The 24,497-nt window shown below is 60.9% G+C and carries 19 protein-coding genes; 6 read left to right on the top strand and 13 right to left on the bottom strand.

What is annotated here, in order from left to right:
* Positions 1–59: 59 nt before the first annotated feature.
* Positions 60–1,508, bottom strand: coding sequence for an APC family permease (locus AD662_RS15810; RefSeq protein ID WP_053188706.1), 1,449 nt, complete (start codon positions 1,506–1,508; stop codon positions 60–62).
* Positions 1,509–1,708: 200 nt separating this feature from the next.
* Positions 1,709–2,677, bottom strand: a complete 969-nt coding sequence (locus tag AD662_RS15815) for a helix-turn-helix domain-containing protein (protein WP_024618790.1) — start codon at positions 2,675–2,677, stop codon at positions 1,709–1,711.
* Between the two features lie 215 nt (positions 2,678–2,892).
* Here AD662_RS15815 and AD662_RS15820 point away from each other — a divergent pair, with 215 nt between their 5' ends.
* The 3 genes from AD662_RS15820 (at position 2,893) to AD662_RS15830 (ending at position 6,427) form a co-directional block, all read left to right on the top strand.
* Entirely contained in the window at positions 2,893–4,266 is a 1,374-nt protein-coding gene (locus tag AD662_RS15820) for an aspartate aminotransferase family protein (protein ID WP_053188708.1), read from the top strand.
* A gap of 44 nt (positions 4,267–4,310) precedes the next feature.
* The gene (locus tag AD662_RS15825) at positions 4,311–5,765 is read left to right on the top strand and encodes an aldehyde dehydrogenase family protein (RefSeq protein WP_053188711.1); all 1,455 of its coding nucleotides are present in this window, start codon (positions 4,311–4,313) and stop codon (positions 5,763–5,765) included.
* A gap of 98 nt (positions 5,766–5,863) precedes the next feature.
* Positions 5,864–6,427, top strand: a complete 564-nt coding sequence (locus AD662_RS15830) for a cytochrome b (protein ID WP_024618793.1) — start codon at positions 5,864–5,866, stop codon at positions 6,425–6,427.
* 38 nt (positions 6,428–6,465) lie between these two features.
* On the opposite strand, the gene AD662_RS15835 is transcribed toward AD662_RS15830, so the two are convergent.
* The 6 genes from AD662_RS15835 to AD662_RS15865 all read right to left on the bottom strand — a co-directional run bounded on the left by AD662_RS15835 (position 6,466) and on the right by AD662_RS15865 (position 15,083).
* Positions 6,466–6,873 (bottom strand): hypothetical protein, encoded by a 408-nt coding sequence (locus tag AD662_RS15835; RefSeq protein WP_018601450.1) that lies wholly within the window; start codon positions 6,871–6,873, stop codon positions 6,466–6,468.
* A complete protein-coding gene (acuI, locus tag AD662_RS15840; RefSeq protein WP_053188866.1) occupies positions 6,870–7,856 on the bottom strand; it encodes an acrylyl-CoA reductase (NADPH) in 987 nt (328 codons plus the stop codon). Before acuI ends, AD662_RS15835 begins: the two co-directional genes overlap by 4 nt.
* 38 nt (positions 7,857–7,894) lie before the next feature.
* Positions 7,895–8,728, bottom strand: a complete 834-nt coding sequence (locus AD662_RS15845) for an oxidoreductase (RefSeq protein WP_053188714.1) — start codon at positions 8,726–8,728, stop codon at positions 7,895–7,897.
* An 823-nt stretch (positions 8,729–9,551) separates the two neighbouring features.
* Positions 9,552–10,844 carry a beta-ketoacyl-ACP synthase II gene (gene fabF / locus AD662_RS15855; protein WP_053188719.1) on the bottom strand — a complete coding sequence of 431 codons (1,293 nt, stop codon included), beginning with the start codon at positions 10,842–10,844 and terminating at the stop codon, positions 9,552–9,554.
* Between the two features lie 52 nt (positions 10,845–10,896).
* A complete protein-coding gene (locus AD662_RS15860; protein ID WP_053188722.1) occupies positions 10,897–13,977 on the bottom strand; it encodes an efflux RND transporter permease subunit in 3,081 nt (1,026 codons plus the stop codon).
* Positions 13,974–15,083, bottom strand: coding sequence for an efflux RND transporter periplasmic adaptor subunit (locus tag AD662_RS15865; protein WP_053188868.1), 1,110 nt, complete (start codon positions 15,081–15,083; stop codon positions 13,974–13,976). Before AD662_RS15865 ends, AD662_RS15860 begins: the two co-directional genes overlap by 4 nt.
* Positions 15,084–15,292: 209 nt before the next feature.
* Here AD662_RS15865 and AD662_RS15870 point away from each other — a divergent pair, with 209 nt between their 5' ends.
* Positions 15,293–16,753, top strand: coding sequence for an efflux transporter outer membrane subunit (locus AD662_RS15870; protein WP_053188726.1), 1,461 nt, complete (start codon positions 15,293–15,295; stop codon positions 16,751–16,753).
* A gap of 64 nt (positions 16,754–16,817) precedes the next feature.
* Positions 16,818–17,603 carry an SDR family NAD(P)-dependent oxidoreductase gene (locus tag AD662_RS15875; protein WP_053188728.1) on the top strand — a complete coding sequence of 262 codons (786 nt, stop codon included), beginning with the start codon at positions 16,818–16,820 and terminating at the stop codon, positions 17,601–17,603.
* 67 nt (positions 17,604–17,670) lie between these two features.
* Here AD662_RS15875 and AD662_RS15880 read toward each other — a convergent pair whose 3' ends face one another.
* The 4 genes from AD662_RS15880 to AD662_RS15895 all read right to left on the bottom strand — a co-directional run bounded on the left by AD662_RS15880 (position 17,671) and on the right by AD662_RS15895 (position 21,244).
* Positions 17,671–18,942, bottom strand: a complete 1,272-nt coding sequence (locus tag AD662_RS15880) for an OmpP1/FadL family transporter (protein WP_053188731.1) — start codon at positions 18,940–18,942, stop codon at positions 17,671–17,673.
* Positions 18,943–18,985: 43 nt separating this feature from the next.
* Complete coding sequence (locus AD662_RS15885; protein ID WP_077506805.1) at positions 18,986–19,798, bottom strand: thioesterase family protein; 813 nt, start codon at positions 19,796–19,798, stop codon at positions 18,986–18,988.
* Between the two features lie 137 nt (positions 19,799–19,935).
* Positions 19,936–20,556, bottom strand: a complete 621-nt coding sequence (locus AD662_RS15890; protein WP_003202289.1) for a TetR/AcrR family transcriptional regulator — start codon at positions 20,554–20,556, stop codon at positions 19,936–19,938.
* A gap of 262 nt (positions 20,557–20,818) precedes the next feature.
* Positions 20,819–21,244 (bottom strand): VOC family protein, encoded by a 426-nt coding sequence (locus tag AD662_RS15895; protein ID WP_024618356.1) that lies wholly within the window; start codon positions 21,242–21,244, stop codon positions 20,819–20,821.
* Between the two features lie 101 nt (positions 21,245–21,345).
* Between AD662_RS15895 and AD662_RS15900 the strand changes: the two genes are divergently transcribed.
* Positions 21,346–22,233, top strand: coding sequence for a LysR family transcriptional regulator (locus AD662_RS15900; protein WP_053188734.1), 888 nt, complete (start codon positions 21,346–21,348; stop codon positions 22,231–22,233).
* A 34-nt stretch (positions 22,234–22,267) separates the two neighbouring features.
* Here AD662_RS15900 and AD662_RS15905 read toward each other — a convergent pair whose 3' ends face one another.
* Positions 22,268–24,202: a GGDEF domain-containing protein gene (locus AD662_RS15905; RefSeq protein ID WP_018601479.1), complete on the bottom strand. Its 1,935-nt coding sequence runs from the start codon at positions 24,200–24,202 to the stop codon at positions 22,268–22,270.
* Positions 24,203–24,497 lie beyond the last annotated feature (295 nt).

Here is a 24,497-nt window from a genome sequence, read left to right on the forward strand (position 1 = left end):
GCGGGAACCCAATGAGCTTAGCCTTATCCTTTTCAAGCGCCATCGATACTGCGCCGCTCCTATAGCTTGTGACTGCCCAACACCCGATACCGTTGCGGCGCTACCTTGCGCAGTCGCGCCGCGAGGAACACGCCGGTCAGCAAGGCTGCGGGAATGATCGCGCAGAGGCCGTACGACAAGGCCTTGCTCGCGCCCGTCAGCACATCGAAATGCACCACCGCGATAAACAGGACCGCCAGTAACGCAAGGCAAGAGAACCCCGGGAAAATCCGTCCACGCCAGATTCCCAGCTTGAGCTCGGGGTGGCGCTGGGCAAAGGCCCATACCGCGGCGGACGTCAGCGCCATCAGCAAAATCACACAAAGCGTCGCCAGGTTGGACAGCCAGGCGAACAGCTGCAGGATCGGATCGGCATCCATCGCGGCGAAAATCAGCACGACCACGGCGGAGATCAAGCTCTGCAACGCCGAGCCCATGTGCGGGCTCTGATGGACGCGATGGGTGGTGCCCAACCGGCTGTGCAGCAAACCGTCACGGCCAATGGCATAGAAGTAACGCGCCGCGGCATTGTGGAACGCCAGCAGCCCGGCGTAGATGCTGACCATGAACAGCACGCGGATGACCTGGGTCAGGTGCGGGCCGACAAAATGATCGGACATGCCATAGATAAACGTTGTAGGGTCCTGCAAGGCCTGAAGCGTGGAGACGATTTTGTCCGCCCCTACGCCAATCACCATCGACCAGACCGACAGCGCGTAGAACCCACCGATCAGCAACACCGAACAGTAGGTGGCAATCGGAATCGTACGTTGCGGGTTCTTGGCCTCTTCGCCGTAGATAGTGGTGGCCTCGAAGCCGATGAACGCGGCGAAGCAGAACAGCAAGCCGATTGACGGCGTGCCGCTGAACACGTGGCGGCCCTCAAACGCGTCGAGATTGATGCCACTGTCGCCGCCCGTCCTGAGAATAGCGAAATCCAGGACCAGGATCGCCAGGTATTCGGCGATCACAATGACCGACAACACCCGGGCCGACAGATCGATCTTGCGATAGCCGAGAATCGCAACGCTGGCCATCGCCATCAGCGAGTACGACCACCAGGGCAATACCAGGCCGAACACGCTTTCCATCGTGCCGCTGACCACACCCCCGAACATGCCATACAGGCCGACCTGGAGGATGTTGTAGGCAAACATCGCCAGCACCCCCGCCGCGCCACCGGCCAGGCCACCCAGGCCGCGCGAGGTAAACGCATAGAAACCGCCGGCGTTGGTGACGTGCCGGGACATGGTCGTGTAGCCCACCGAGAACGCCAGTAACACCAGCAACGCCAGGATCAGCAACGCCGGTGTGCCGGCGCCGTTGCCCAGCATGATGCCAATGGGAAAACCGCCGGCGATGACGCTCAAGGGGCTCGCCGCCGAAACCACGAAGAAGATGATGAAGCCGACACCCAGGGCCCCACGCTTGAGCTCCGTGGAGCTGTTGACCGGGAGAGGTACACTCATGTTTTCTTGACCTTATTGTATGAGGCAGGCGCTGTAGGATCGATGCGGTCAACCGCTCACCGTCACCGAATAGCGTTATTGTTCTTGTCGCACGCTGGATTCGATCCTATGCCTCTCCCTGAACACACCACTATCCCAAATCGGTAACCAGAGACCTCTTCTCAAAAAAACACAGATGAGCGTTATCCATCCGCCAGTATTCAGGCAGGCACGCGGTCGTTGATGGCCGCACGGGCCGTATGGGAAGGCAGTTCGGCAAACAGTTCCTGATATTGCGCGGCAAAATGGCTGAGGTGATAGAAACCCCATTGGGCGGCGGCATCGCCGATCGAAAGACGCGACGCCTGGGTGGTCATCAAGGTCCGGCGTACACCGTTGAGCCGCACGGAGCGCAAGTAATTGAGCGGGGTCGTCTCGGCAACCGAGCGGAAGCTGTTCTGCACGGTACGTCGACTCACCTGGAGTCGCTGGCACAACTCGTCGACGCTGGGCACGTTGTTCAGCTCCGCGGTCGCCAGGCGATGGCACTTCTCGACAATGAAACTGCGCGTGGAGCTTGGCGAACGCTGCTGCTTATCACAGGCCGGGTCGGTCATGAGTTGCAGCAGCTCGTCGAGCATGGCCTGTTCCAGTTCCAGCTCCCGATCTTGCGCGTTGTCGAGTTCTTCGTTCGAGAGCGCCTGGGAGAACGCCGCCAGCATCCGACGTCGAGCGTCAGCGTAGCGTTGCGCGGGGAGCCTGATTACGGGTTGGCGGAGTAACTGGCTGATTTCCTTGGCCGAGGCGGTTTGCGCCAACGCCTGTTCGAACAATTCACGTTCGAAGGTAATGGCCAGCAGTTCCATGCCCATCGGCATGTGGAACATGAACTCTTCGCCGCCATGAAGAAAGAACAGGCTGCTCTCGTCCACCTCCCGACCCTGCATCCGAATCGAACCCGGGACGGTGATGGGCACGGCAAAGCACATCTTGCCTCGGGGGGCCACGCCATGCTGCACCACGCGTTGGTTGATCTGCTCGCGGAATACGTGGCAACGCCCTGTCGACAACTGGATCAGCGAACTCTCAGCCGAACCGGCGGTTAACTGGTTGTAGTCCTGGTTCCATTCCTGGACGGTGGCGGCGTGGACATGGATGTCACGAAAATGGCTGATGTTCTGATTTTTCATGATGTCGAAAGCCTCGGCCAAGATTCTTGTTTTTAGAATGCCTTGTTGCGCGATATTCTCACAATAAGAGAATTCCGCAACTTTTCTTTGGATCATGTCAGCGCTCTGGTGCTGACGCTCTAGACGGCCCGCCCAATGTGCCGATTCGGGCTACCGGCCAGGCACGGGCCACGAGGATGATCGGGACACTGAAACCGACATCCTGAGAGACCGTCATGAGTGAAGCCAAACTAGAATCCCTCCATTTCGCCGATGCCCCGCAGATTTCCACCGCCATTCCTGGCCCCAGGACCACCGAGGCCCTGGCGCTGTCGGCGCGTACCGAGTCGATGGCACGCGGCGGCGCACGCATGCCCGTGGCCATGGACCGGGCCTTCGGCGCGACCTTCAAGGACGCCGATGGCAACACCTACATCGACCTGTCCGCTGGTGTGGGCGTCAGCAGCGTAGGCCGTTGCCATCCGAAGGTGGTGCAGGCCATTCGCGAACAGTCCGAAGTGCTGATGCATGCCTTGGAAGTCAACAGCACGCGGCGCACCGAACTGGCCGCCAAGCTCTCCGAGATCGCGCCCGACGGCTTGCGCGGTGACTGCATCACCTTCTTCACGCAAAGCGGCAGCGATGCGCTGGAGGCGGCGATCAAGTTCGCCAAGCGCGTCACCGGGCGGCACCAGATCATCGCCTTCCACGGCGGCTACCACGGCGTGTGGAACGCCTCCGGTGCGCTGACCACAGGCACGGCCTACCGCAAGGGCTACGGCGCCCAGATGGGGGGTGTCATTCATGCGCCCTACCCTTATGCCTACCGTTTCCCCTTCGACACCACGCACAAAAGCGCCGAGCAGATTGCCGGCGACTACGTGGATTACCTGCTGAACACCCCCTACACCGCCGCCGATGACGTGGCCGCCGTGATCGTGGAACCGGTGCAGGGCGAAGGCGGTTACGTGCCACCCTCACCCGAGTTCCTGCAACTGTTGCGCAAGGCCTGCGACCGCAGCGGTGCGCTGCTGATCGTCGATGAAGTGCAGTCCGGCGCCGGACGTACCGGCAAGATGTGGGCGGTCGAGCACTCGGGCGTGAAGCCCGACATGCTCACCTTCGGCAAGGGCATCGGCAGCGACTTGCCGATGGCGGGCCTGATCATGCGTTCGGACCTGGCAGCCGCGATTCCTGACGGATCGATGCCCAACACCTTCGCCGCCAACTCGTTGTCCGCCGCGGTGGCGCTGACCAACATCAGCATCCTCCAGGACCCGGAACTCGATCTGCTCAACCGCGCTCACACGCTGGGGCTGGAAGCGCAGGAACGTATTCGTGGCTTCGACAGCCCATTGGTCGGTGAAGTCCGCGGTCGCGGCCTGATGATCGGGATTGAGCTGGTCGAGGACCCGGTCACCAAGGCGCCACTGGCACCGGAAAAGATCGGCCAACTCATGGGTTACCTGCTGAGCCACGGCGTGCTGATGATTCCCTGTGGTCGCTACAGCAACGTGATGCGCGTCATGCCTTCGTTGACGATCTCACGAGCGTTGTTCTTCAAGGCACTGGACATCTTTGGCGACGCCCTGGCCTCCCTCAAGGGATGAGGTGTGCATACCCCGGCTACTCCACATCACTCAGGGACTGCAAAATGACTCAACGCTTGAACCACTTCATCGAAGGCGCGTCCTTCGAGGCCTCCGACGGGCGTCGCATCACACTCGTCGACCCCGTGACAGAACAGATCTACGGCAGCTCCGCGCGCGGCACGGCCCAGGACGTGGACCGCGCCGTAGCGGCGGCACTCAGCCAACTTGAGGGTGGCGCCTGGAGCCAGCTCGATGGCGCCCAGCGTGGCCGGCTGTTGTCGAAGCTGGCGGACCTGGTGGAGCGCGACACCGACGTGCTGGCTGACCTGGACGCCAATGCCATCGGGCGCTCACCGATCGAGCCGCGCCGGCTGGACGTACCCAATGCCATCGCCAACCTGCGCGCCGCCGCCGGCTGGGCCAACCAGTTGGAGGGCCGCACCATTCCCACCGGCGGCTACTTCGGCACCAAGGCCCTCTCGTACACGATCCGCGAGCCGGTGGGCGTGGTTGGCGCCATCGTTCCCTGGAACTCGCCGCTGATGATCACGGTCTGGAAGCTCGCCGCTTTGCTGGCGGCCGGCTGCACCGTGGTCATCAAGCCTTCGGAAGAAACGCCACAGTCGGCCCTGCACCTGGCGGCGCTGGCTCAGGAAGCGGGCTTTCCTGACGGGGTGATCAACGTGGTCACCGGCTATGGCAACGAGGTGGGACGCGCCCTGTGCGAGCACCCGCACGTCGCCAAGATCAGCTTCACCGGCAGCCCCGAGGCCGGACGCGAAATCCAGCGCACCGCTGGCGTACTTTTCAAGCACGTGGCACTGGAGCTAGGCGGCAAGAGCCCACAGATTGTCTTCGACGACGCCTCATTCGAGGACGCGCTGTTCGGTTGCTCGCTCGGCCTGTTCGCCAACCAGGGACAGATCTGCGCGGCCGGCTCGCGCATCCTGGTCCAACGCAGCCTCGCAGATCGCTTCGCCGCGGCGCTTGCCGATGCCGCGCGAGCCGTCAAGGTCGGCGACCCTCGCGAACCCGGCGTGCAGATGGGGCCGGTGGCCAAGAAGGCGCAACTGGATCGCGTTAACCGATATATCCAACTGGGCATCGACCAAGGCGCCACCCTATTGGCCGGCGGTGTATCGAACCCTGAGCAGGGCTGGTTTGTCCGGCCGACGATCTTCGCCAACGCCCGCAATGACATGGCAATCGCCCGGGACGAGATCTTCGGCCCCGTTGGCACGGTGATCACGTTCGACAGCGAAGATGAGGCGATCGCGCTGGCCAACGATTCCAACTATGGCCTGGCGGCCACGGTCTGGACAAGCGACCTGGTGCGAGCGCACCGCGTCGCCGCAGCAGTCAAGGCCGGTGCCGTGGGCATCAACTGCTGGAGCCCGCTGGACGCCAACCTGCCCTGGGGCGGCGTCAAGTCCAGTGGCGTTGGCCGTGAAGGCGGATTTAGCGGCGCGCTGGCCTATACCGAGGAGAAAGTCATCACCGTACTGCTACCCAACTGAGAACAAAAACCTGCACTGACCGGACCACCCCTGTGTCATAGAGGGTGGCCGTTCAAACGTGCATTTTCGATGCCTTGATGATCGATGGAGAGACCGCGATGAATCCGGTAAATCAAACAATAATTGATCGGTATCCGACATCCCTGCGTATGTTGCACTGGGTGCGCGCCGTGCTCATCGCCGGCCTCCTCTGGGCGGGCTGGCACATGACCGGGCTCGATGACGAAGTGGCGAGCAAATATGAGCTCTACTACCCGTGGCACAAATCCTTTGGGGTGCTGGCGTTTCTGCTGGTCCTGATTCAGATCGCCCTGCGTGTGCGCACCCCCCGGCTGCCGCAACCGCCGGAGACGCTGGCGCGGTACGAGAGAGTTTCGTCAAGGCTTGCGCACCGTACCCTGTATGCACTGCTGGTGATCGTGCCGTTGATGGGCTATTCGATGTCGAGCACCTACACGATGAGTGACGGGGTGTTCTTTTTTGGGGTGAACCTTCCCGAGCTGCTGAGCAAGAATGACGACTGGTTCGTTGTCTTCCAATGGCTGCATAAAGTGCTCGCCTACACCCTGCTCGGCCTGATCGTGGTGCATATTGCCGGTGCCCTCAAACACCGGTTTTATGATCGCGACCCTCGAAACGATGTTCTGCGCCGCATGCTGTGACGCTGACTTGACGAGGCATCGGCGCGGTCCTCAGATGTTCAGCGCTGAGCCTTTGCCCCACCTTCGGCACCTACGACAAACCAGAACGCCAGCCCCAGGGCAACCTCCACCAGCACCGCTGGCAAGATGCCCGACTCCACATGTCCCACGGCCCACTCGCCCAGCCCCAGCAGCGCAAGCAGCAGGCACGTGGTGACAAACCCCGCCACCACGGCGGTTCGCCCTGGCGAGGGCGGCGCATTGCGTGCCAATAGCAACGCGACACCAATGCCCACGTAGAGTGGTGCTGCACGCCGGCCTACCAACCCCGTGGTACCGCCATCGAAGACCACGCCCCAATTGGCCAACAACGTGGCCGGCGCGAACAACCAGATGGCCGCCAACGCAAAAAACAACAGCGCCGAGACGATCGCCAGATAACGGAAAGCGCGCGAAGCGGTGTTCATGCGTTAACGTCCACGACAGTGCGCCCGCGCACCTTGCCTTCCAGCACCCGCGCGGCAACGGCCGGAACCTCTGCCAAGCCAACCACCTGGGTGGTGCGGGCCAGCTTGCTCAAATCAAGGTCCTGGGCGAGTCGCGACCATGCTTGCAGGCGCACCGCTTGCGGAGCATTGACCGAATCGATACCGGCCAGGGTCACGTTGCGCAGGATAAAAGGCAGTACCGAGCCAGGCAGATCCGCGCCTTGGGCCAGCCCGAAGGCAGCGACAACGCCGCGATATTGGGTCTGTGCCAAGGCATTGGCCAGAGTGTGGCTGCCCACCGAATCAATGACGCCAGCCCAGCGCTCCTTGGCGATTGGCGCGCCCGGCTGCGACAAGGTGTTGCGGTCGATGACCTGTGTCGCCCCAAGGTCGCGCAGGTAGTCGCCCTCCTCTTGCCGTCCGGTCGAGGCGATCACTCGATAGCCCAGGCCCGACAGCAGAGCGATGGCCACCGAGCCGGCGCCGCCGCTGGCACCGGTGACCAGGATATCGCCACGATCTGGGGTCAGCCCGCCATGCTCCAATGCCAGGACACTGAGCATCGCCGTGTAGCCTGCGGTGCCGATGGCCATGGCTGCCTGGGTCGAGAATACTTCCGGGATTTTTACCAGCCAGTCACCGCTCACCCGCGCCTTCTGCGCAAAGCCGCCGTGGTGGGTCTGGCTCAGCCCCCAGCCGTTGACCAGCACCCGGTCGCCGGCCTCGAACCCCGGGTGGCTGGATGTTTCGACGATACCGGCGAAGTCGATGCCCGGAATCAACGGAAACTGGCGAATGACGGGGGAGCGTCCGCTGAGGGCCATGGCGTCCTTGTAGTTCACGGTCGAGAACTCGATCGCGACGGTGACGTCACCGGGCATCAGGTCCTCGTCCTTGAAGTCGACCAACTGGGTCGAGATCGCGTCGCCGGTTTTGCTCGAGAGCAGCGCTTTGAATGTCATGGTTTTTTCCTGTTCGTTCAAACGGATCGTCATCGCTGTCAGCGTGCCTGAGCAGGCCATTTGGTTTCGAGTTGCAACGCCTTGCGGATACCCGTGTCCAGCAAGCGCGCAGGAGCAAAGTTGCGCAGAAACTGCAACTGGCCGGCCGCCTTGCCAGCGGTATAGCGCAACTTCGGACGCTCGGCCCGCGCGGCCTGGAGTACCACATCGGCCACTACGTCGGGGCCATCGGCGGTCGCCATGGCCTGGCTTACCACTTTCGTCACTTTTACCCGAACGTCTTCGTACACGTCGAGTCTAGCGTCGGGTTGGAGGTTGTTGCTCTCGAATTGAGTCTTGGTATAGCCGGGCTCGACAACCGTGACCCTGATGCCGTGGGTACGCAATTCGTGATCCAGCGCTTGCGAATAACCTTCCACCGCATGCTTGCTGGCTGAATAGAGGGCGGCATAAGGAACCGGCACGACGCCGAGGATAGAGCCGATGTTGATGATGCGGCCAGCGCCCAGGCGTCGCATGTGCGGCACCACCGCGCGCGTCGTGCGTACGATGCCGAGGAAGTTGGTATCGAAAAGGGCCTTGGCCTGCTCGACTGAACTCTCCTCCGCTGCTGCGGGCGCGATGCCGAAGCCGGCATTGTTGACCAACAGATCGATCCGCCCCTCCAACGTCAGCAACTCCTGGATGGCCGCTTCGACGCTGGCATCGTCAGTGACATCGAGCACCAACAGTGGAAACCCCTGCTGCCCCGCCTGCCCGCCGCGTCGGCTGGTGCCGTAGACGCTGTAGCCTGCGGCCACGAGCTTGTGTGCAATGGCTTCGCCGATGCCGGATGAAGCGCCGGTCACTAACGCTACGGGTTTGTTGATCATCATGACTTTCCTTCCGGCTATCGACGTTTTTCCGGTCAGAAGATCGCAACTGTGCTCTTGGATCATCGACTGGCAGCCTTATGATGATGATCATAATCGTAGCGGTCAATCATTTTGATGCTGATCGACATCAATAATGCAGATCGCAGCGTTGCTTCCAGCCCTTGAATAAATCAGTTCTGTTTCTGCGGCCACTTAAACTTTCGGGAAAAGCGCAAAAATGCCTCACCAATGGTTATGGGTTAGTCACATGGCTATTGGGCTTGCTCGCGAAGGCGGTGTCATAGCCGATGAAGATGCTGGATGTGCTGGCCTCATCGCGAGCAAGCTCGCTCCCACAGGAGGTCTGTGTTGGATATGAATTTTGTGTCCGCTGAAGATTGAATGTGGGAGCGAGCTTGCTCGCGATGACGGTAGTTCAGTCACATGGATGTTGGGCTTGCTGGCCTCATCGCGAGCAAGCTCGCTCCCACAGGAGGAGCGCGGTCCACGAAGAACCAGGTCGGCTATCAGGCCGCCTCGCGGTGGACGTTGATCTCGGGCGCCCCGTTAACCACGATGGCCGAACGCAGGCATTGATCCGTGGGCACCTCGGCATGGATGCCGAGGTAGCCGCGCTGGGCCATGGATGGCCCTTCGCGGCGGGCCCACGGAGCAATGCCGGAGTGAGGGCATGCCGAGCCTAGGCGAGGCACCGAGTGGTGGGGCAAAAGCGCTTTGGTTACTTTCGACTGGGCCGGCTTCCGGGCTTTTCGAAAGTGACCCGCCGTCAGGGCGGAACCATAAGCGGCCGTTACCGCAGCAACGGATATACACACGCCCCCTAAACCTCAGCCCCCCAACGACGAAACAACACGCTGGCATTAACCCCACCAAACCCAAACCCATTGGAAAGCGCATAGGTAATCGGCATCTTCCTGGCCTCCAAGCCAACCAGATCAAGCCCCAATGCAGCCTCATCAGGATGAACCAGGTTCAGGGTAGGCGGAACGATCTGGTCCCGAAGCGCCAACACCGTAAAAATAGCCTCAATACCGCCAGCCGCCCCCAGCAGATGCCCGGTGGCCGACTTGGTGGAGGTGATCGCCACATCGCTATCGCGCCCGAACACCGAGCGAATCGCCGCCAGTTCACCGTTGTCGCCCACCTGGGTAGACGTCGCGTGGGCATTGATATGCTGCACATCGGCCGGGCTGACAGCGGCCTGGCGCAGCGCCTGTTCCATCGCACGCCGAGCGCCGTTGCCGTCTTCCGGGCCCGCCGTCAGATGGTAGGCATCGGCACTGGTGCCATAACCCACCAGTTCCGCCAGGGGCTTGGCCCCGCGTGCCAGGGCATGTTCCAGCGATTCGATCACCAGCACGCCGGCGCCCTCGGCCATGACAAAGCCATCGCGATCACGGTCGAAGGGACGCGAGGCCTCCTGCGGGCGCTCGGCAAATCCCGTGGACAGCGCGCGAGCCGCCGCGAAGCAGCCCAGGGTGACACGATCGATTGCCGCTTCGGTACCGCCGCACAAGGCGATATCCGCCTCACCGCTCCTGATCAGCCTGGCCGCATCGCCAATGGCCTGCACCCCAGCCGCGCAGGCCGTTACCGGCGCGCCAAGTGGCCCCTTGAAACCATGGCGGATGGAAACGTGCCCGGCGGCCATGTTGGCCAGGAAAGCAGGTGCCGTGAACGGCGACAATCGGCGCGGGCCACGCTCATCGGTGGTGCGTACGGCACCGGCAATCGCGCCAAAGCCCCCCACGCCCGACGAGATGATAGTGGCGGTCCGCTCCTGGTCGGCCGCTTCGGTCGGATGCCAGTTGGCCTGGGCCAGGGCTTCGTCGGCGGCTACCAGGGCGAACTCGATAAAGCGATCCATCTTCTTGCGATCCTTGGCCGGGATGATGCGCTCCGGGTCGTAACCGGCGATGGCGTCCTCCTCCAACGACGGCACCTGGCCGCCCACCGCCACGCCAGTTCCCTCGGTAATATCGCCCGACAGGATACGAATGCCGGAGCGCCCGGCCAGCAGGCGCTGCCAGACTTCTTCAACGCCACAGCCCAACGGGCCGACAATGCCCACGCCGGTGACGACGACGCGTTTTTGCCCTTGGGAAGTCATCATTGGAACCTCTTCATATCAGTCAATGTTCACTAAAAAGCACAAGTGCACGGGCTTAAACCTGCGGTGCTGTCTGAGCGTGTGCTGAAGGGTCAGGACGGATCCTGAACCAGATGGAATACATCGCGGGCAGGAACACCAGCGTCATGATGGTGCCCACGAACGTGCCGCCGATCAGCGTGTAGGCCAGCGTCCCCCAGAACACCGAATGCGTCAGCGGAATGAAGGCCAGGATGGCCGCCAGTGCCGTCAGTAAGACCGGACGGGCCCGTTGCACCGTGGCCTCGATGACCGCATGGAAGGGCTCCAGCCCTTCCTGTTTGTTGTGATGGATCTGCCCGATCAGGATCAGTGTGTTGCGCATCAGGATGCCCGACAGTGCGATCAGTCCGACCAGGGCGTTGATCCCGAACGGCTGCTGGAAGATCAGCAACGTCGGCACCACGCCAATCAGGCCCAGCGGTGCGGTGAGGAACACCATGATCATGGCCGAGATCGAACGCACCTGCACGATGATGATCAGCAGCGTCAGCGCCACCATGATCGGCACCAGCGGCACGATCGCCTTGCCGGCCTTGCCCGACTCCTCGATGGCACCGGCCTGCTCGATCCGGTAGCCGCTCGGCAGCGTCTCGATGATCGGTTGCAGTGCCTTTATGATCGCGCTCGAGACGTCCGGTGGCTGCAAGCCTTCGGCAATGTCACCGCGTACGGTCATGGTCGGGGTGCGATCACGGCGACGAAGAATCGGATCTTCCATGCGCACATCGACTTCACCCACCTGGGACAACGGAATGCGCTGGCCCGCCGCGCCCACCAGGGTGAACCCTTCGATCCTGGCCGGATCGAGGCGAATGTCACCGGCAGCACGACCGACCACCTGCACCGAACGGATGTCCTCGCGAACCGCCGTGATCGGCACCCCCGTGAGCAGGAACTGCAATTGCTGCGCGACGGCATTTGACGTCAGGCCGACGGCCTGCAAACGATCCTGGTCCAGGGTGAAATGCAACGTCGGCACCAGCGGTCCCCAGTCGGTATTGACGGTTCGCATCAGCGGGCTCGCCTGCATGACATCCTGGACCTGACCCGCGATCTCGCGCAATGTCGACGGATCCGGCCCCATCACCCGGTAGGCAACCGGAAATGGCGAATAAGGGCCGAACACCAGTTGCGTCACCCGGATCCGCGCCTCTGGGGCGAGCCCCTCGGCAGCCGCCTCGCGGAGACGGAACTTGAGGGTCTCGCGCGCTTCCTGGCTGTCGGTCAATACCACGATCTTGGCGAACGAAGGATCGGGCAGTTCCGGCGCCATTGCCAGGTAGAAGCGCGGCGAGCCCTGGCCGATGTAGGCCGTAACGATTTTTGCCTCGTCCTGTTTTTGCAACCAGGCCTCGACCTTGGCGGTGGTGGCGCTGGTCTGCTCAATGGAGGTGCCATAGGGCATTTGTACTTCGATCAGCACCTCCGGACGGTCGGAGGTCGGGAAGAACTGTTTCTTGACCAGCCCCATGCCGAGAATCGCCACGACAAATGTCGCGATCACAGTGCCGGCCACCCACCATTTGCGCGCAATGACGCGGGTCAGGACCTGGCGAAAACGATTGTAGTGTCGAGTGTTATAGATGGCTGCGTGGCCGCCCTCGACCTGCTTGATGTCCGGCAACAGCTTCACCCCCAGGTAAGGGGTGAAGGCCACCGCCACCACCCAGGAAGCGATCAGGGCAATGCCGACGATCCAGAACATGTTGCTGGTGTACTCGCCAGCGGTCGACTGAGCGAAACCGTTGGGCATGAATCCGATCGCCGTCACCAGCGTGCCGGAGAGCATCGGTGCCGCCGTATGGCTCCAGGCATACGCGGAGGCCTTGATCCGGTCATAGCCCTCCTCCATCTTCACCACCATCATCTCGATAGCGATGATGGCGTCATCCACCAACAGCCCGAGCGCCAGGATCAACGAGCCCAGGGTGATCCGATCGAAGTTCTTTCCAGTGGCCGCCATCACCACAAACACTATCGCCAGTGTCAACGGTACGGCGGCTGCGACCACAACGCCTACACGCCAGCCCATGCTGAGAAAGCAAACGAGCATGACAACCAGCAGCGCGACAAAAAACTTGACCATGAACTCGCCGACGGCCGAGTCAATGTTCACCGCTTGATCGGTGACCTTGGTCAACGTCATGCCCAGTGGCATGCCTTCATTGATCCTGGCCGTCTCCGCGTCCAGGGCCTTGCCCAGGTCCAGGCCGTTCCAGCCCTCGCGCATCACGACGCCCAGCAACAGCGCTTCTTCGCCGTTATTGCGCACCAGGAAGGTGGCCGGATCTTCATAACCACGCTCAACGGTCGCGACGTCCGAGAGCTTGAGCGTGCGACCTTGAATCGCCAGGGGCGTGTCGCGAATTTTCGCCAATTTATCGAAGGCCCCGTCTACCCGCAGGACAACCTGCGGCCCGTTGGTTTCGATGGAGCCGGCGGGCGTGAGCAGGTTCTGGCTGTTCAGCGCGGCGAAGATGTCCTGGGGCGAAACGCCCAGGGTGGCTAGCCGGTCATGGGAGAAGGACACAAAGATGCGCTCGGCCTGCTCGCCAATGATGTTGACCTTTTTCACCCCCGCCACGTGCAACAGGCGCTGACGCAACGCTTCGGCATCACGCACCAGAAGCCGCTGCGGCTCGCCTTTGGCTTTCAGGGCGAACAGCGCGAACGTCACATCGGCAAACTCATCATTGACCATCGGCCCAATCACGCCCGCCGGCAACTTGAGTGCTTCGTCCTGGAGCTTTTTACGCGCCTGATAGAACTCCTCCTGTACTTGCGAAGGTGGCGTGCGATCGACCAGCGACACCATGGTGAACGCCAGGCCCGGACGGGTGTAGGTTTCCGTGCGGTCGTACCACTTCAGTTCTTGCAGGCGCTTTTCAAGCGGCTCGGCAACCTGGTCCTGCATCTCTTGGGCGGTCGCGCCCGGCCATGCCGTGATGACGGTCAACTGCTTGACCGTAAACGGTGGGTCCTCGGCACGTCCCAACTGGAAGAACGCCAAGGTGCCTGCGACGGCAATCAGAAAGATCAGGAACACGGTAATGGAGCGCTCGCGAACGGCGAGTGCCGACAGGTTGAGGCTCATGGACGGCCCCCGGCAACCTTCACGTCACCCGGTTTAGCCAGCCGCACTTGCTCCCCTTCACGCAGCAGATGGGCGCCGAGCCCGACAATACGCTCGCCCACATTGAGCTTGCCGGCGACTCGCGCAGCGTCATCGCTCAAACCCAGGATTTGCACAGGTCGCCAGGTGACTTTCGCCGGCTCCCCGTCTATGACCCACACGCCGGTGCCGTTGCCCGGGTCAAAAACGGCAGCGATCGGCACTTGCAGCGCCTGCCGTTGCGCGCTGTCTTCGGCGATGCGAAGGGTGACGGTCGAACCCAGCGGCGCATTGGCCAGCGCCCCCTCCAGCACATACCGCGCCTCGAAGGTCCGCGTCACGCGATCAGCCGAATCCGACAGCAGCCTCAGCTTCGCGGTGACCGCCCCCGTGGTAACGCCATAAAGCGTCGCCTGTGCGGTAGCGCCTGCGGCAGGCCGCAAGGTCTCGGGCAATTGCACAACGGCTTCACGCTGCCCTGCCCGCGCCAGTCGAACCACGGTTTGCCCGGGGCTGACGACTTGCCCAGGCTCGGCGAGCGTGTCCATCACCACGCCATCGGCATCGGCGAGCAACACGGCATAACCAGACGCGTTCTGGGCAACGTCAGCCTGCGCTTGTGCGGCACTCAGTTGTGCCTTGGCGGTATCGGCAGCGGCTTTTATCTGGTCGTAGCCCGAGGCGGAAATAGCGCCTGCGGCGACCAGGTCGCGATAGCGTGCCTCGTCATCGGCGGTCTGCTTGGCCCGGGCCCGGGCGGCAGCGACCGCCTCTTGTTGGGCTCGCGCCTGCAGCCCCAGGTCGATGGGGTCGAGGCGCATCAACGGCTGCCCCCGTTTGACGGCCTGCCCGCTATCGACCAGGCGCTCAAGCACCTTGCCCGCTACCCGAAAGCCCAGATCGCTCTGGACCCGAGCCGCCACGACACCGGTAAAAGATCGTGAGAGATCAGACGAACCCTGGACTTCAGAGACCCGCACCAAGGGCGCAAGCGTGCGTGGATCTTTAGCGGTGGATGAGTCGCCACACGCCGTCAGGACGAGAGGCAACAAGCAAACGGCAAAGGTGACAGGTCGAAGCCGGAGCATAGGTTCCCTTTTGGGCAGATAGGACAGGAGCCTCATTCTCAATCCGGTGACCATTTCTGTCAATCGTCACAATTCATCACGCTGCATTGGTTGCAGCAATGTCTACGGATTAATAGATCAGCCTGCTGCTGCGGCCTACGAACGCTCATTGACAGACTGTGACCACAATATAATATGGTCACAAACCATCCATGACTCCAGGAGTCTCAATGTCGCCCCTCCACCCCGCCGCTTTGCTGGTGAGCTTCAGCTTGATGACAGGTTGCACGGTCGGTCCGGACTACCAGCGTCCGGACGCTGCGCTGGCGCATCGTTACCTGGGCCAGGCGTCTGTCGAGCAGCGGTCCGCAGCGACATCGGCCAGCCTTGTCGCATGGTGGGAAGGCTTTGCTGATCCAGTGCTCAGCGACCTGATTGCCCAGGCACTTGAGCAGAACCTGGACCTGGCCCAGGCTTCGGCCCGTGTCACCCAGGCACGGGCAGGCCTGGGTGCTGCAAATGCCGCGTTATTGCCCTCTGGAAACATCAGCGGCCAGGCCGCCCGCTCATACCAATCCGTGGAAACACCCCTTGGCCAAGTGCTGAACTCGACGCCTGGATACGATCGGTACGGGAACGCTTACGAACTTGACGTGGGGGCCAGCTGGGAAATCGACCTCTTCGGCGGCCTGCGCCGTGGACGCGAGGCCGCATTGGCCCAATACCAAGCTTCAGAGGCAGGCGTCGCGGCCACACGACTGGTCGTTGCTGCACAGACCGCGGATCTCTACATCACTGCCCGCGGGTTGCAGGCGCGGCTGGACATCGCCAACCAACAAGTCAAGACGCAGCAGGATCTGTTGGAGAAAGTCCAACTGCTCTACAGCAAGGGACTTGCGGCCAGCTATCAGGTTCACCAGGTCGAGGGCACCCTCTCGCAGGTCCGGGCGACGGTACCCGTGCTGCAGACCGGCCTGGATGCCGCCATGAATGCGCTGGACGTCATGCTTGGCACGCCGCCCGGCACCCATCGCACGCAACTGGTGAACGGACGAAGCATCCCTCTGGCACCACAGATAACGACCATGGGAACCCCCGCCGATCTGCTGCGCCGCCGACCAGACCTGATCGTGGCCGAGCGCCGTCTTGCCGCCTCCAATGCGCGTATCGGCGAGGCCGTTGCTGAGTACTATCCGAAATTCTCCCTCAGTGCATTGCTGGGCAGTGCCACGGCAGTTTCCGCCGGCAACCTCTTCACCGGCGACGCCAGCCAGGCGGCCGGCGCGCTGGGCCTGCGCTGGAGACTCTTCGACTTTGGCCGCATCAATGCGCAAATCGACCAGGCCAAGGGGCAGGAAGCCGAAGCGCTGGCGGCTTACCGTCAGTCCGTATTGCGCGCCACCGAGGACGTCGAGAACGCCTTCTCCGCGCTGGTGAATCGAGAATCCCAGGCGAGCACCCTCACCCAGGGCGAAACCTCGCTGACGCAGGCCCGCCAATCGTCATTCATTGCCTATCAGAAAGGCACAGCCAGCCTGATCGATGTCCTGAATGCCGACGCGACGCTGCTGCAAGTCTCCGATGCCCGGGCGCAAGCACGCACGGAATCGGCACGGGCGGCGGTGGCAGCATTCAGGGCGCTCGGCGGTGGCTGGCAGCCTTCTGAAACCCAACCGGTGGCGACTCGCTGAGCTGACCCAATAACACAACACTTGCGCCCCCCTCTCCTTCAGCTCACAACCAGAGAACAACGATATGAAACCGAACGAACGCTCCTGGGTGCTCATCACTGGCGCCTCAAGCGGATTTGGCGAAGAGTTTGCCCGGCAATACGCAGCGAAGGGAAAATCGCTCGTCCTGGTAGCGCGCAGGTTGGATAAGCTCGAAGCGTTATCCGCTCAGTTGCGCGAACGCTTCGCCATTGATGTGATCGTCGAGCAAGTAGACCTGTCGTCGATCCCCGCCGTCATCGAACTGCATAAGCGTCTGAGCGAGCGAAAAATAGTGATCGATGTGCTCATCAACAATGCGGGACATGGACTGCAAGGGCCTTTTCTGGATCAGCCTCTGGATCGTTCCCTGGCCATGATTGATCTGGATATCGCCAGCCTGACGGCCCTGACTCACGTCTTCGCGGCAGACATGCGAGCCCGCAAGCGTGGACACATCCTGATGGTCGCCAGCCTGCTGTCTTTTCAAGGCGTGAAGAATTTTGCCGTTTACTCTGCCGCTAAAGCTTACGTGCTGCGCTTCTCTGATGCGTTGCATCGTGAACTGAAAAGCGACGGCGTCATCGTGACGGCACTTTGTCCAGGGATGTCGGATACAGGGTTTGCGCAAAGCGCCAGGCAAACGATTACGCCAGCCTTGAAAATGGTCATGATGCAGCCACAACCCGTGGTCCGCGCAGGCATTCGAGCACTGCAAGCCGGACGATTGAGTGTCGTGCCGGGCTTTGGCAACAAGGCAATGACCGTCCTGACCTGGGCCACGCCGCGTCGGTTTCACCAAGGTCTCATGGCACGCATCATGGGCGCCTGAAAGGATGGCGAAGCGCTCTGAAAGCCGGGAGTCAGCCTATACTCCCGGCCGGTAAAGCGGCACTCAATCAGAAGCGATAGCTAACGGAAGTACCCAGGCCGCTCGCGCTGTTCCTGTACTTGGCGCTGTAGGCACCTCTGGCTGGCGAGGTTTGGTTGACCCGTACGCTCTCCTCCCACAGATAGGAATAAGCGACGTCGATCGTGACGTTGTCCACTGGCGTCCAGCCGGCGCCGAAACTGATGATTTTTCGGTCGCCGGTAGGAATACGTGGCCCACGGTTAGTGTTGTTGGCGGGCGACTGGTCGACCGAAAAACCTGCGCGCAACACCCACTGGTTATTCAATTGATATGACGTGCCAATGGCGTGAGCCCACGTGTCGTGCCAGTTCTGCTCTTCGGTAATGGTGCCCAGCGCACCGCTCAATAAAGGTGGCAAGCCGGTGTTCTCGATGGTCAACTCCTTGAAGCGACTCCAGCGTGTCCAGGTACTGCCCGCGTACAAGGTCCAATCATTGTCGAGCTGGTGAGTCACCGACACGTCCACGGACTCCGGGGTGTCCACATCCAGCGAAGCGTCATAGCTCTCGCCGCTGACACCTAACACGCTAAAGATGCCGTTGGTGACCTTGGTCTTGGCGTCCAGGTGGTAGCTGACCTTGGAATGGTAGGTCAATCCCACACGGGTTCGATCCGTCGCCTGCACCAGGATACCGGCGTTGAAACCAAGTGCTGTATCGTCGCCGTTGCTTTTGAGTTTCCCATCATTGCGACCCGGGCTCAGTGGGTTGGGCACTGTGCCGGTTATCTCGCCACTGATACGGTTGACCGTCGGGCCGAACCCGATCGAAACCCTGTCATTGAAGGCATAGCTGATGGTGGGCTGAAACGTGAGCGTCGTGACCTCGCTTTTGTTGCCATAGTAGCGTCCGGCAAAGTCGCTGCCGTAATCGGTAATCAAGCCGAACGGCACATAGAAACCCACGCCGAACGCCCAATGTTCATCGATGGGCTTGACGTAGTAACCCATGGGCACGGTGGTCGTGGGCACGACGTCGCCGTCTTCCTGGCCGCCAAAGGTACTGCGGGTCTGGCTGATGTCATTCTTCGCGAAGAGCGTCGCCGCCCCCAGGCTGACCTGCTCTGATTTCAGACGAGACATGCCCGCGGGGTTGCCGAAGACGGTGCTCGCGTCCTCGGCCGAGGACGAGCGACCGGCAAACCCCGATCCCATCCCGCTGATGCTCTGTTCATTGAGGGCAAAACCGCTTGCAAGCGCATGAGAGGTGGCGAACGCAACGGCAAGACCCATAGGGGCCTTGAGCTTTATTTTTTTCATTATTGGAACTCTGGGAGCGGTAGTCTGGTTAGGGTGTTTTGTATCAGGTAAAAATCGCCACCGTCTGGCGTGCCCAAAGCACGCGGCGGCCGCTTTCGTCCCATATCTCCATGTCCTGTAGCGAGTACCCTTCCAGCGCCTGCTGGCTGAAAGAGCTGACGAGGAACCATTCGCCGACAGCGGCTGGCTGCGGCAGGTCAATCATCCAGGACGCGGAGCTGATAGCGGCGGGTTCGGTGAAACAGGTCATGGCGGCCGGCGGCAAACTGTCAGCCAGTGCAATCAGGGCAACGGCCGGGTCCACGCCCTGGGCATCCAGATGGCGTACCCACATCAATAATTCGGGACTTTCAGCACCGGACACCGGCAGCGAACCGCCTGCAGGACGCATCTCGAAGTTATAGGCGCAAGCCGGAGCAATCTTGCTGTCCAGCGCCAGGGTGGCGTAGTGAGACGGTCCCGCCACAAACGGCCGGCCCCAGGAATCGTGCGTAATCTTGCTCGCCCGGGGCTGGGCGAACAGCAGAATCGTGCGCAACGCAAGGTCATTGCCCGACAGGCAGTCGACGGATACCGAGGTGACTGAGCGTCCTTGGCGTAACACGCTTACATCGAACGTCTGGGCCTGCGTCACCGGGGCGATGAACGACACCTGGGCGGACTTGAACGGAGGAAAATCCGCCGGACGCTCCCGCAAGACCGCCTGCAGCGACAACGCCGCCGAAAGCCCGCCAAAGATGGTACGACCTTGCTGCCAGTTGGGCGGAGAAACAAAGGGGGCGTCTGGATCGAATTGCTGCAGCAGTTTGGCAAAGCTCGTCATACCGACGCCCCAGGCTAAGAGCAGATGCGTCATATTTATTCATGTGACCATTTGTGTCAATGGTCACGAACAGGATAAATAAAGGCGAACATCAGTCGCTGGAACGGGAGGTGAATCGGATGGGTAAAGGCGGCGCCTGCAATGGCCTGGGTGCAATCTTCAGCCACAGCTCAAGGCATGAGGCTGCGCAAGATCAGGTTGCAGGTGAGCGTGGGGGCAACCTCGACGTAATCGAGGCTGTACTGCAGCAGCAAGGGATTGACGAAAGGCCGCAGCGCCAGATGGATCGCGTCTACGGTTTCGTCCAATGGCGTCTTGCGTTCGAACTCGCCCAGTTCGCGTCCCTCGCGCACGATTTGCAACACGAAGCTCTTGATCCGAGCGTTATAGACTTGCGAACTGGGCCATTGCTCAGACGCGGAAAACGCCGCAATGTCATAGAGCTTGCGGTCATTGAAAAACAGGTTTACGCCTGTGGTAATCAGGGCCTTGACCAGGCGGCGAAAACGCTCCGTCGCTGAAAGCCCGTCTTCGCTGATGGCCTGCTCCACCGCCGCGACGATTTCTGCCAGGCACTGGCTGCAGATGGCCTCGCCAATCGCCTGCTTGGAGTCGAAGAACTTGTAGATGTAGGCCTTGGAGAACCCGATGGCCTTGGCCAGGTCGGACACCGTGGTCTTGCCATAGCCGTATTGACTGAAATGCTCGTTGGCCGCCGCGACAATCTGGTTTCGAATGTCGTGATCGGCGGGGCCGCGGGTGCTGGGCGAAGGTATTGAGGGCTGGTTCATGGAGGCAGCTTACGCATCCTGAAGATCGTTGACAACTTGTGACCTTGTTTAAAACTCGTCACAAGCTGACCATTATCAAGCCACCGACAGCCCCTAATGTCAGTTGAGCTGCAAACCTGTGGGAGCAAAGCTTGCTCGCGATTGCGGTCAGCCAGCCGACAACGATATTGACAACTCTGCCGCTATCGCGAGCAAGCTTTGCTCCCACAGATTTATGCCGTTTGCTCCTGACTGATAGGCATTAACCAGCAGCCCCTTCCTTTTATTTCGCGAAAATCTGGCTCATATCCTTGAACGCCTTGAACTCCAGCGCATTACCGCAAGGATCGAACAGAAACATCGTGGCCTGCTCCCCCACCTGCCCTTTGAAACGTATGTAAGGCTCGATCACAAACTCGGTGCCAAAGGATTTCAGCCGCTCGGCCAGCGCTTCCCACTCCTGCCAACCCAGAATGATGCCGAAGTGAGGCACCGGCACGTCGTGCCCATCTACCGGGTTGCTGTGGACGCTCTCTTGGGAAGCGGTCTTCGGCTGTTCATGGATCACCAACTGATGACCGTAGAAATTGAAGTCGACCCAGTGGGCGCTGGAGCGGCCCTCTTGCAACCCAAACACCTCGCCATAAAAGGCCCGAGCGCCTGGAAGGTCATAAACAGGGATTGCGAGGTGGAAGGGAGAAAGGCTCATCATGGCTCCTGTTGCTTTTGTAAGGACCGGGCCATCGTAAGGCCGGGCTAAAAACAAGAAAAACAATATATTTCTCTCAGTAACACAATTAATATTTGTGAATGATCAAAGAACTCAAGACCCTTATCGCCGTAGCACGGGAAGGTACTTTCGCTGCCGCAGGCAATAAAATCGGTCTCACCCAGGCGGCGGTCAGCGCGCAGATCCAGCGTCTGGAGGCCGAGCTTGGCTTCGAGATTTTCGACCGCAAGGGACGCTCGGCTCATCTCAATCGGATGGGCCATCAAATACTCTTGCAAGCCCAGGAGTTGTTGCGCCTTTACGACAATCTTGGCGCGAGTCCTGCCGGGCTTGCCCCCAGCGTCCTGGTGAACATTGGCGCTATCGCTTCGGTGCAGCGCTCCTTCCTGCCAGACGCGCTCGCCAGGTTTCACCAGCAATGTCCGCAATGCCGAACGCGGGTCCTTCCTGGCGTATCGATGGAGTTGATCAACCTGGTGGATGCCGGCGAAATCGACATGGCCGCCATCATCCGCCCGCCTTTCTCGCTGCAAAGCGATCTGCGCTGGATGACTCTGGCGCTGGAGCCGTATCGACTGATCGTTCCGAGCGCGCTCCCCGGAGAGGACTGGGCCGAACTGCTTGGCAGCCAACCCTTCATTCGTTATGACCGGGTGTCGTTCGGCGGCCGGCAGGTGGACCGTTTCCTGCGCAAGATGCATTTCGCCTTGCATGAAGTCAGCGAGCTGGATGAACTGGAGGCCATCATCAAGCTGGTTGGAAATGGCGTCGGTGTGGCCCTGGTGCCGCAAACCGCGACCCATCGCAAATGGCCAGAGGGTGTGCGCGCCCTCGACCTCGCGGAGCACACCTTCCACCGTGATGTCGGGCTCGTCCATCGGACTCGACCAAGCCTTGCCGAACCGGCGGAGATACTGGTGCAACTGATTGCGGCGCAAGCCCGGGCTGACGCTGGGTTCATCCCATAGCCCTGTCCGCAAAAGAACCCGTGGCGCACGTCCTTCAAACAATCTTCCTCACGACGCTATCGGCCAATACCACCTGATTGCGGCCCCGCGCCTTGGCGCTGTAAAGGGCTTGATCGGCCTGCTTGAGCAGTTCGTCTGCCGTCCCCTCCTTGATGAACGCCATCACTGCCAGGCCAATACTCACGGTCACCCTGCCGAACGGTGACATTTCGTGGGGCAGTGCCATGTCTTGCGTCGCTTGGCAAATGGCCTGGGCATGCTCCAAGGCCTTGTCGATCCCCGTGGTGGTGGTGATGAGCACAAATTCCTCGCCGCCGTAGCGCGCCACCCGATCACCCGCCCGCAGGGCATGGGTCTTCAGTGCCTGGGCGACCCTGCGCAAGCAGTCGTCACCTGCCTGATGCCCGTAGTGGTCGTTATATTTCTTGAAATAGTCGACGTCGATCAGCATCAGTGACAGCACGGTGCCTGCACGCAAGCTGCGCCGCCATTCACTGTGCAGCACTTCATCGAAATAGCGACGATTGGCAATACCAGTCAAGCCATCGGTGTTGCTCAGCTCATACAATTGTCGATTGGCTTTTTCGAGTTCGGCGGTGCGGCCCTGCACCTTGAGTTCCAGATGTTCATGGGCATCCTGGACCCGCTCGGCCATTGTGGCAAAGGCGCGGGCCAGCTCACCGATTTCGTCAGAGGACTGGGTTGGCAACTGCTGGGCTCGCAGGCGCTCCTTGCTTATCCCAAGGAGTCGCGCCGCCTGGATCAAGCGAAACAGCGGCGCCGCCACCTGCTTTTGCAGAATGGAACGCAAGATGAAGATTTCCACCAACAGGGTCAGCAGCCCAAGAATAACCACGATCGCCAGGTTATCCAGCACCGCCGGGGTCATCAGCTTGCGCGGGTAATGGACAGCGAGCGCCCAAGGCGTATCGGCAATGAGGCCTATCGCGACGATGTCGTCTTGAGTCTGGACGATCCGCGCCTGGCCAGGCGCCAGCGCGGGAACAGCTTCGAGCAACGGGTAGTATTGAGCCATCTTGAGCGACTGGATGGATGCCTTGCCCTCGCTGCTCTTGACCTGTTCCATGACGCCAGGATGGTAGATCAGCGTGCCTTCATCGTTGGCGATGAACAGCGTGCTATACGCACCGTGCATGGCGGGCTTGGCGGTACGTTTCATCAGCTCATCGAGCAGCACATCGACACAAGCCAGGATACGGTGCTTGCCGGACGCATCGGCCACATCGGGCGTGGCGATGGTCGTCATCCAGGCATTGTTGGAGAAATCCCAATACATGCGGGTAAACAGTGTGTCGTTGCCGGGCGTGCCGAAGCCGCGCTCAAAGAACTCATAAGTTTCCAGCTTGAGGGCTTCGGGCCCCGAGTAGGTGAACACCTTGGCGATGTCGGCGTCCTGATAGATGGGGAAGCCTTTTTCGGGCACCACGCCGTAGAAATTGAATAGACGGCCCTTGGTGCTGGAACCGTACTTGTGGGACAGGATGTAGGACAGGGCAAACCGCGCCTTGGTGTCGTCGTTGGGCGCGATGTCAGGCGCGTAGGTCGCAGACATCTCGGCAAAGCGGCGCCCGTCGGCCAACGGTTGGCCTTCGAACAGCTGAGGGCGCTGCGTATAGGAGCCGTCTTCGTGACGGTAGAATATCTGCTGGAAGTCGTTCACCAGCCTGGCTTGCATGCCAGGGCGAGACAGGATTTCCTTGAACTCATTGAGAAAGTTCTGTTGCAGATCCTTGATTTCACGAAACGGCAAGGCTTCGCGCTGCAAGGACTGCTCGGTAGACAACAGCAACTGCCCGGTTACCTCTCTTTCGATCGAGGTGGAGTTGACATAGTAGGAAATCGCCCCCGCGCTCAACGACACCAAGCCAATGCGGAATATGGCAAGACGCAGCGCGCGTGTCGTAAGCGAGTGCTTACGGGAGATGACCTCATGGGATTCTTGCACCATCTATCGACTTCCTTTACTGACCCCGCACCGAAACCTGTGATCCCCCTTTTATGCATAGGGCGATGACGCTTGATCGGTAAAGCTGGGTTACTGCCGAGGGCCAGAGATTTACCCCCTCTCGATATGTAACGGGCCCGCTCCTCCGTTACTTGAGCGGTTTGCCGATAAATAAAGTGGTGGACATTCCAATCATCCACATGGGTGCCACCGACCTTTGAATTAACCGCCTTGATCCGGTATCGACTCAAGGTTTTTATCGACGGGATGATCTATACCTTCAGATACACGCGGTCAG

The organism is Pseudomonas kilonensis, assembly GCF_001269885.1.
Taxonomy (GTDB): Bacteria; Pseudomonadota; Gammaproteobacteria; order Pseudomonadales; family Pseudomonadaceae; genus Aquipseudomonas; species Aquipseudomonas kilonensis.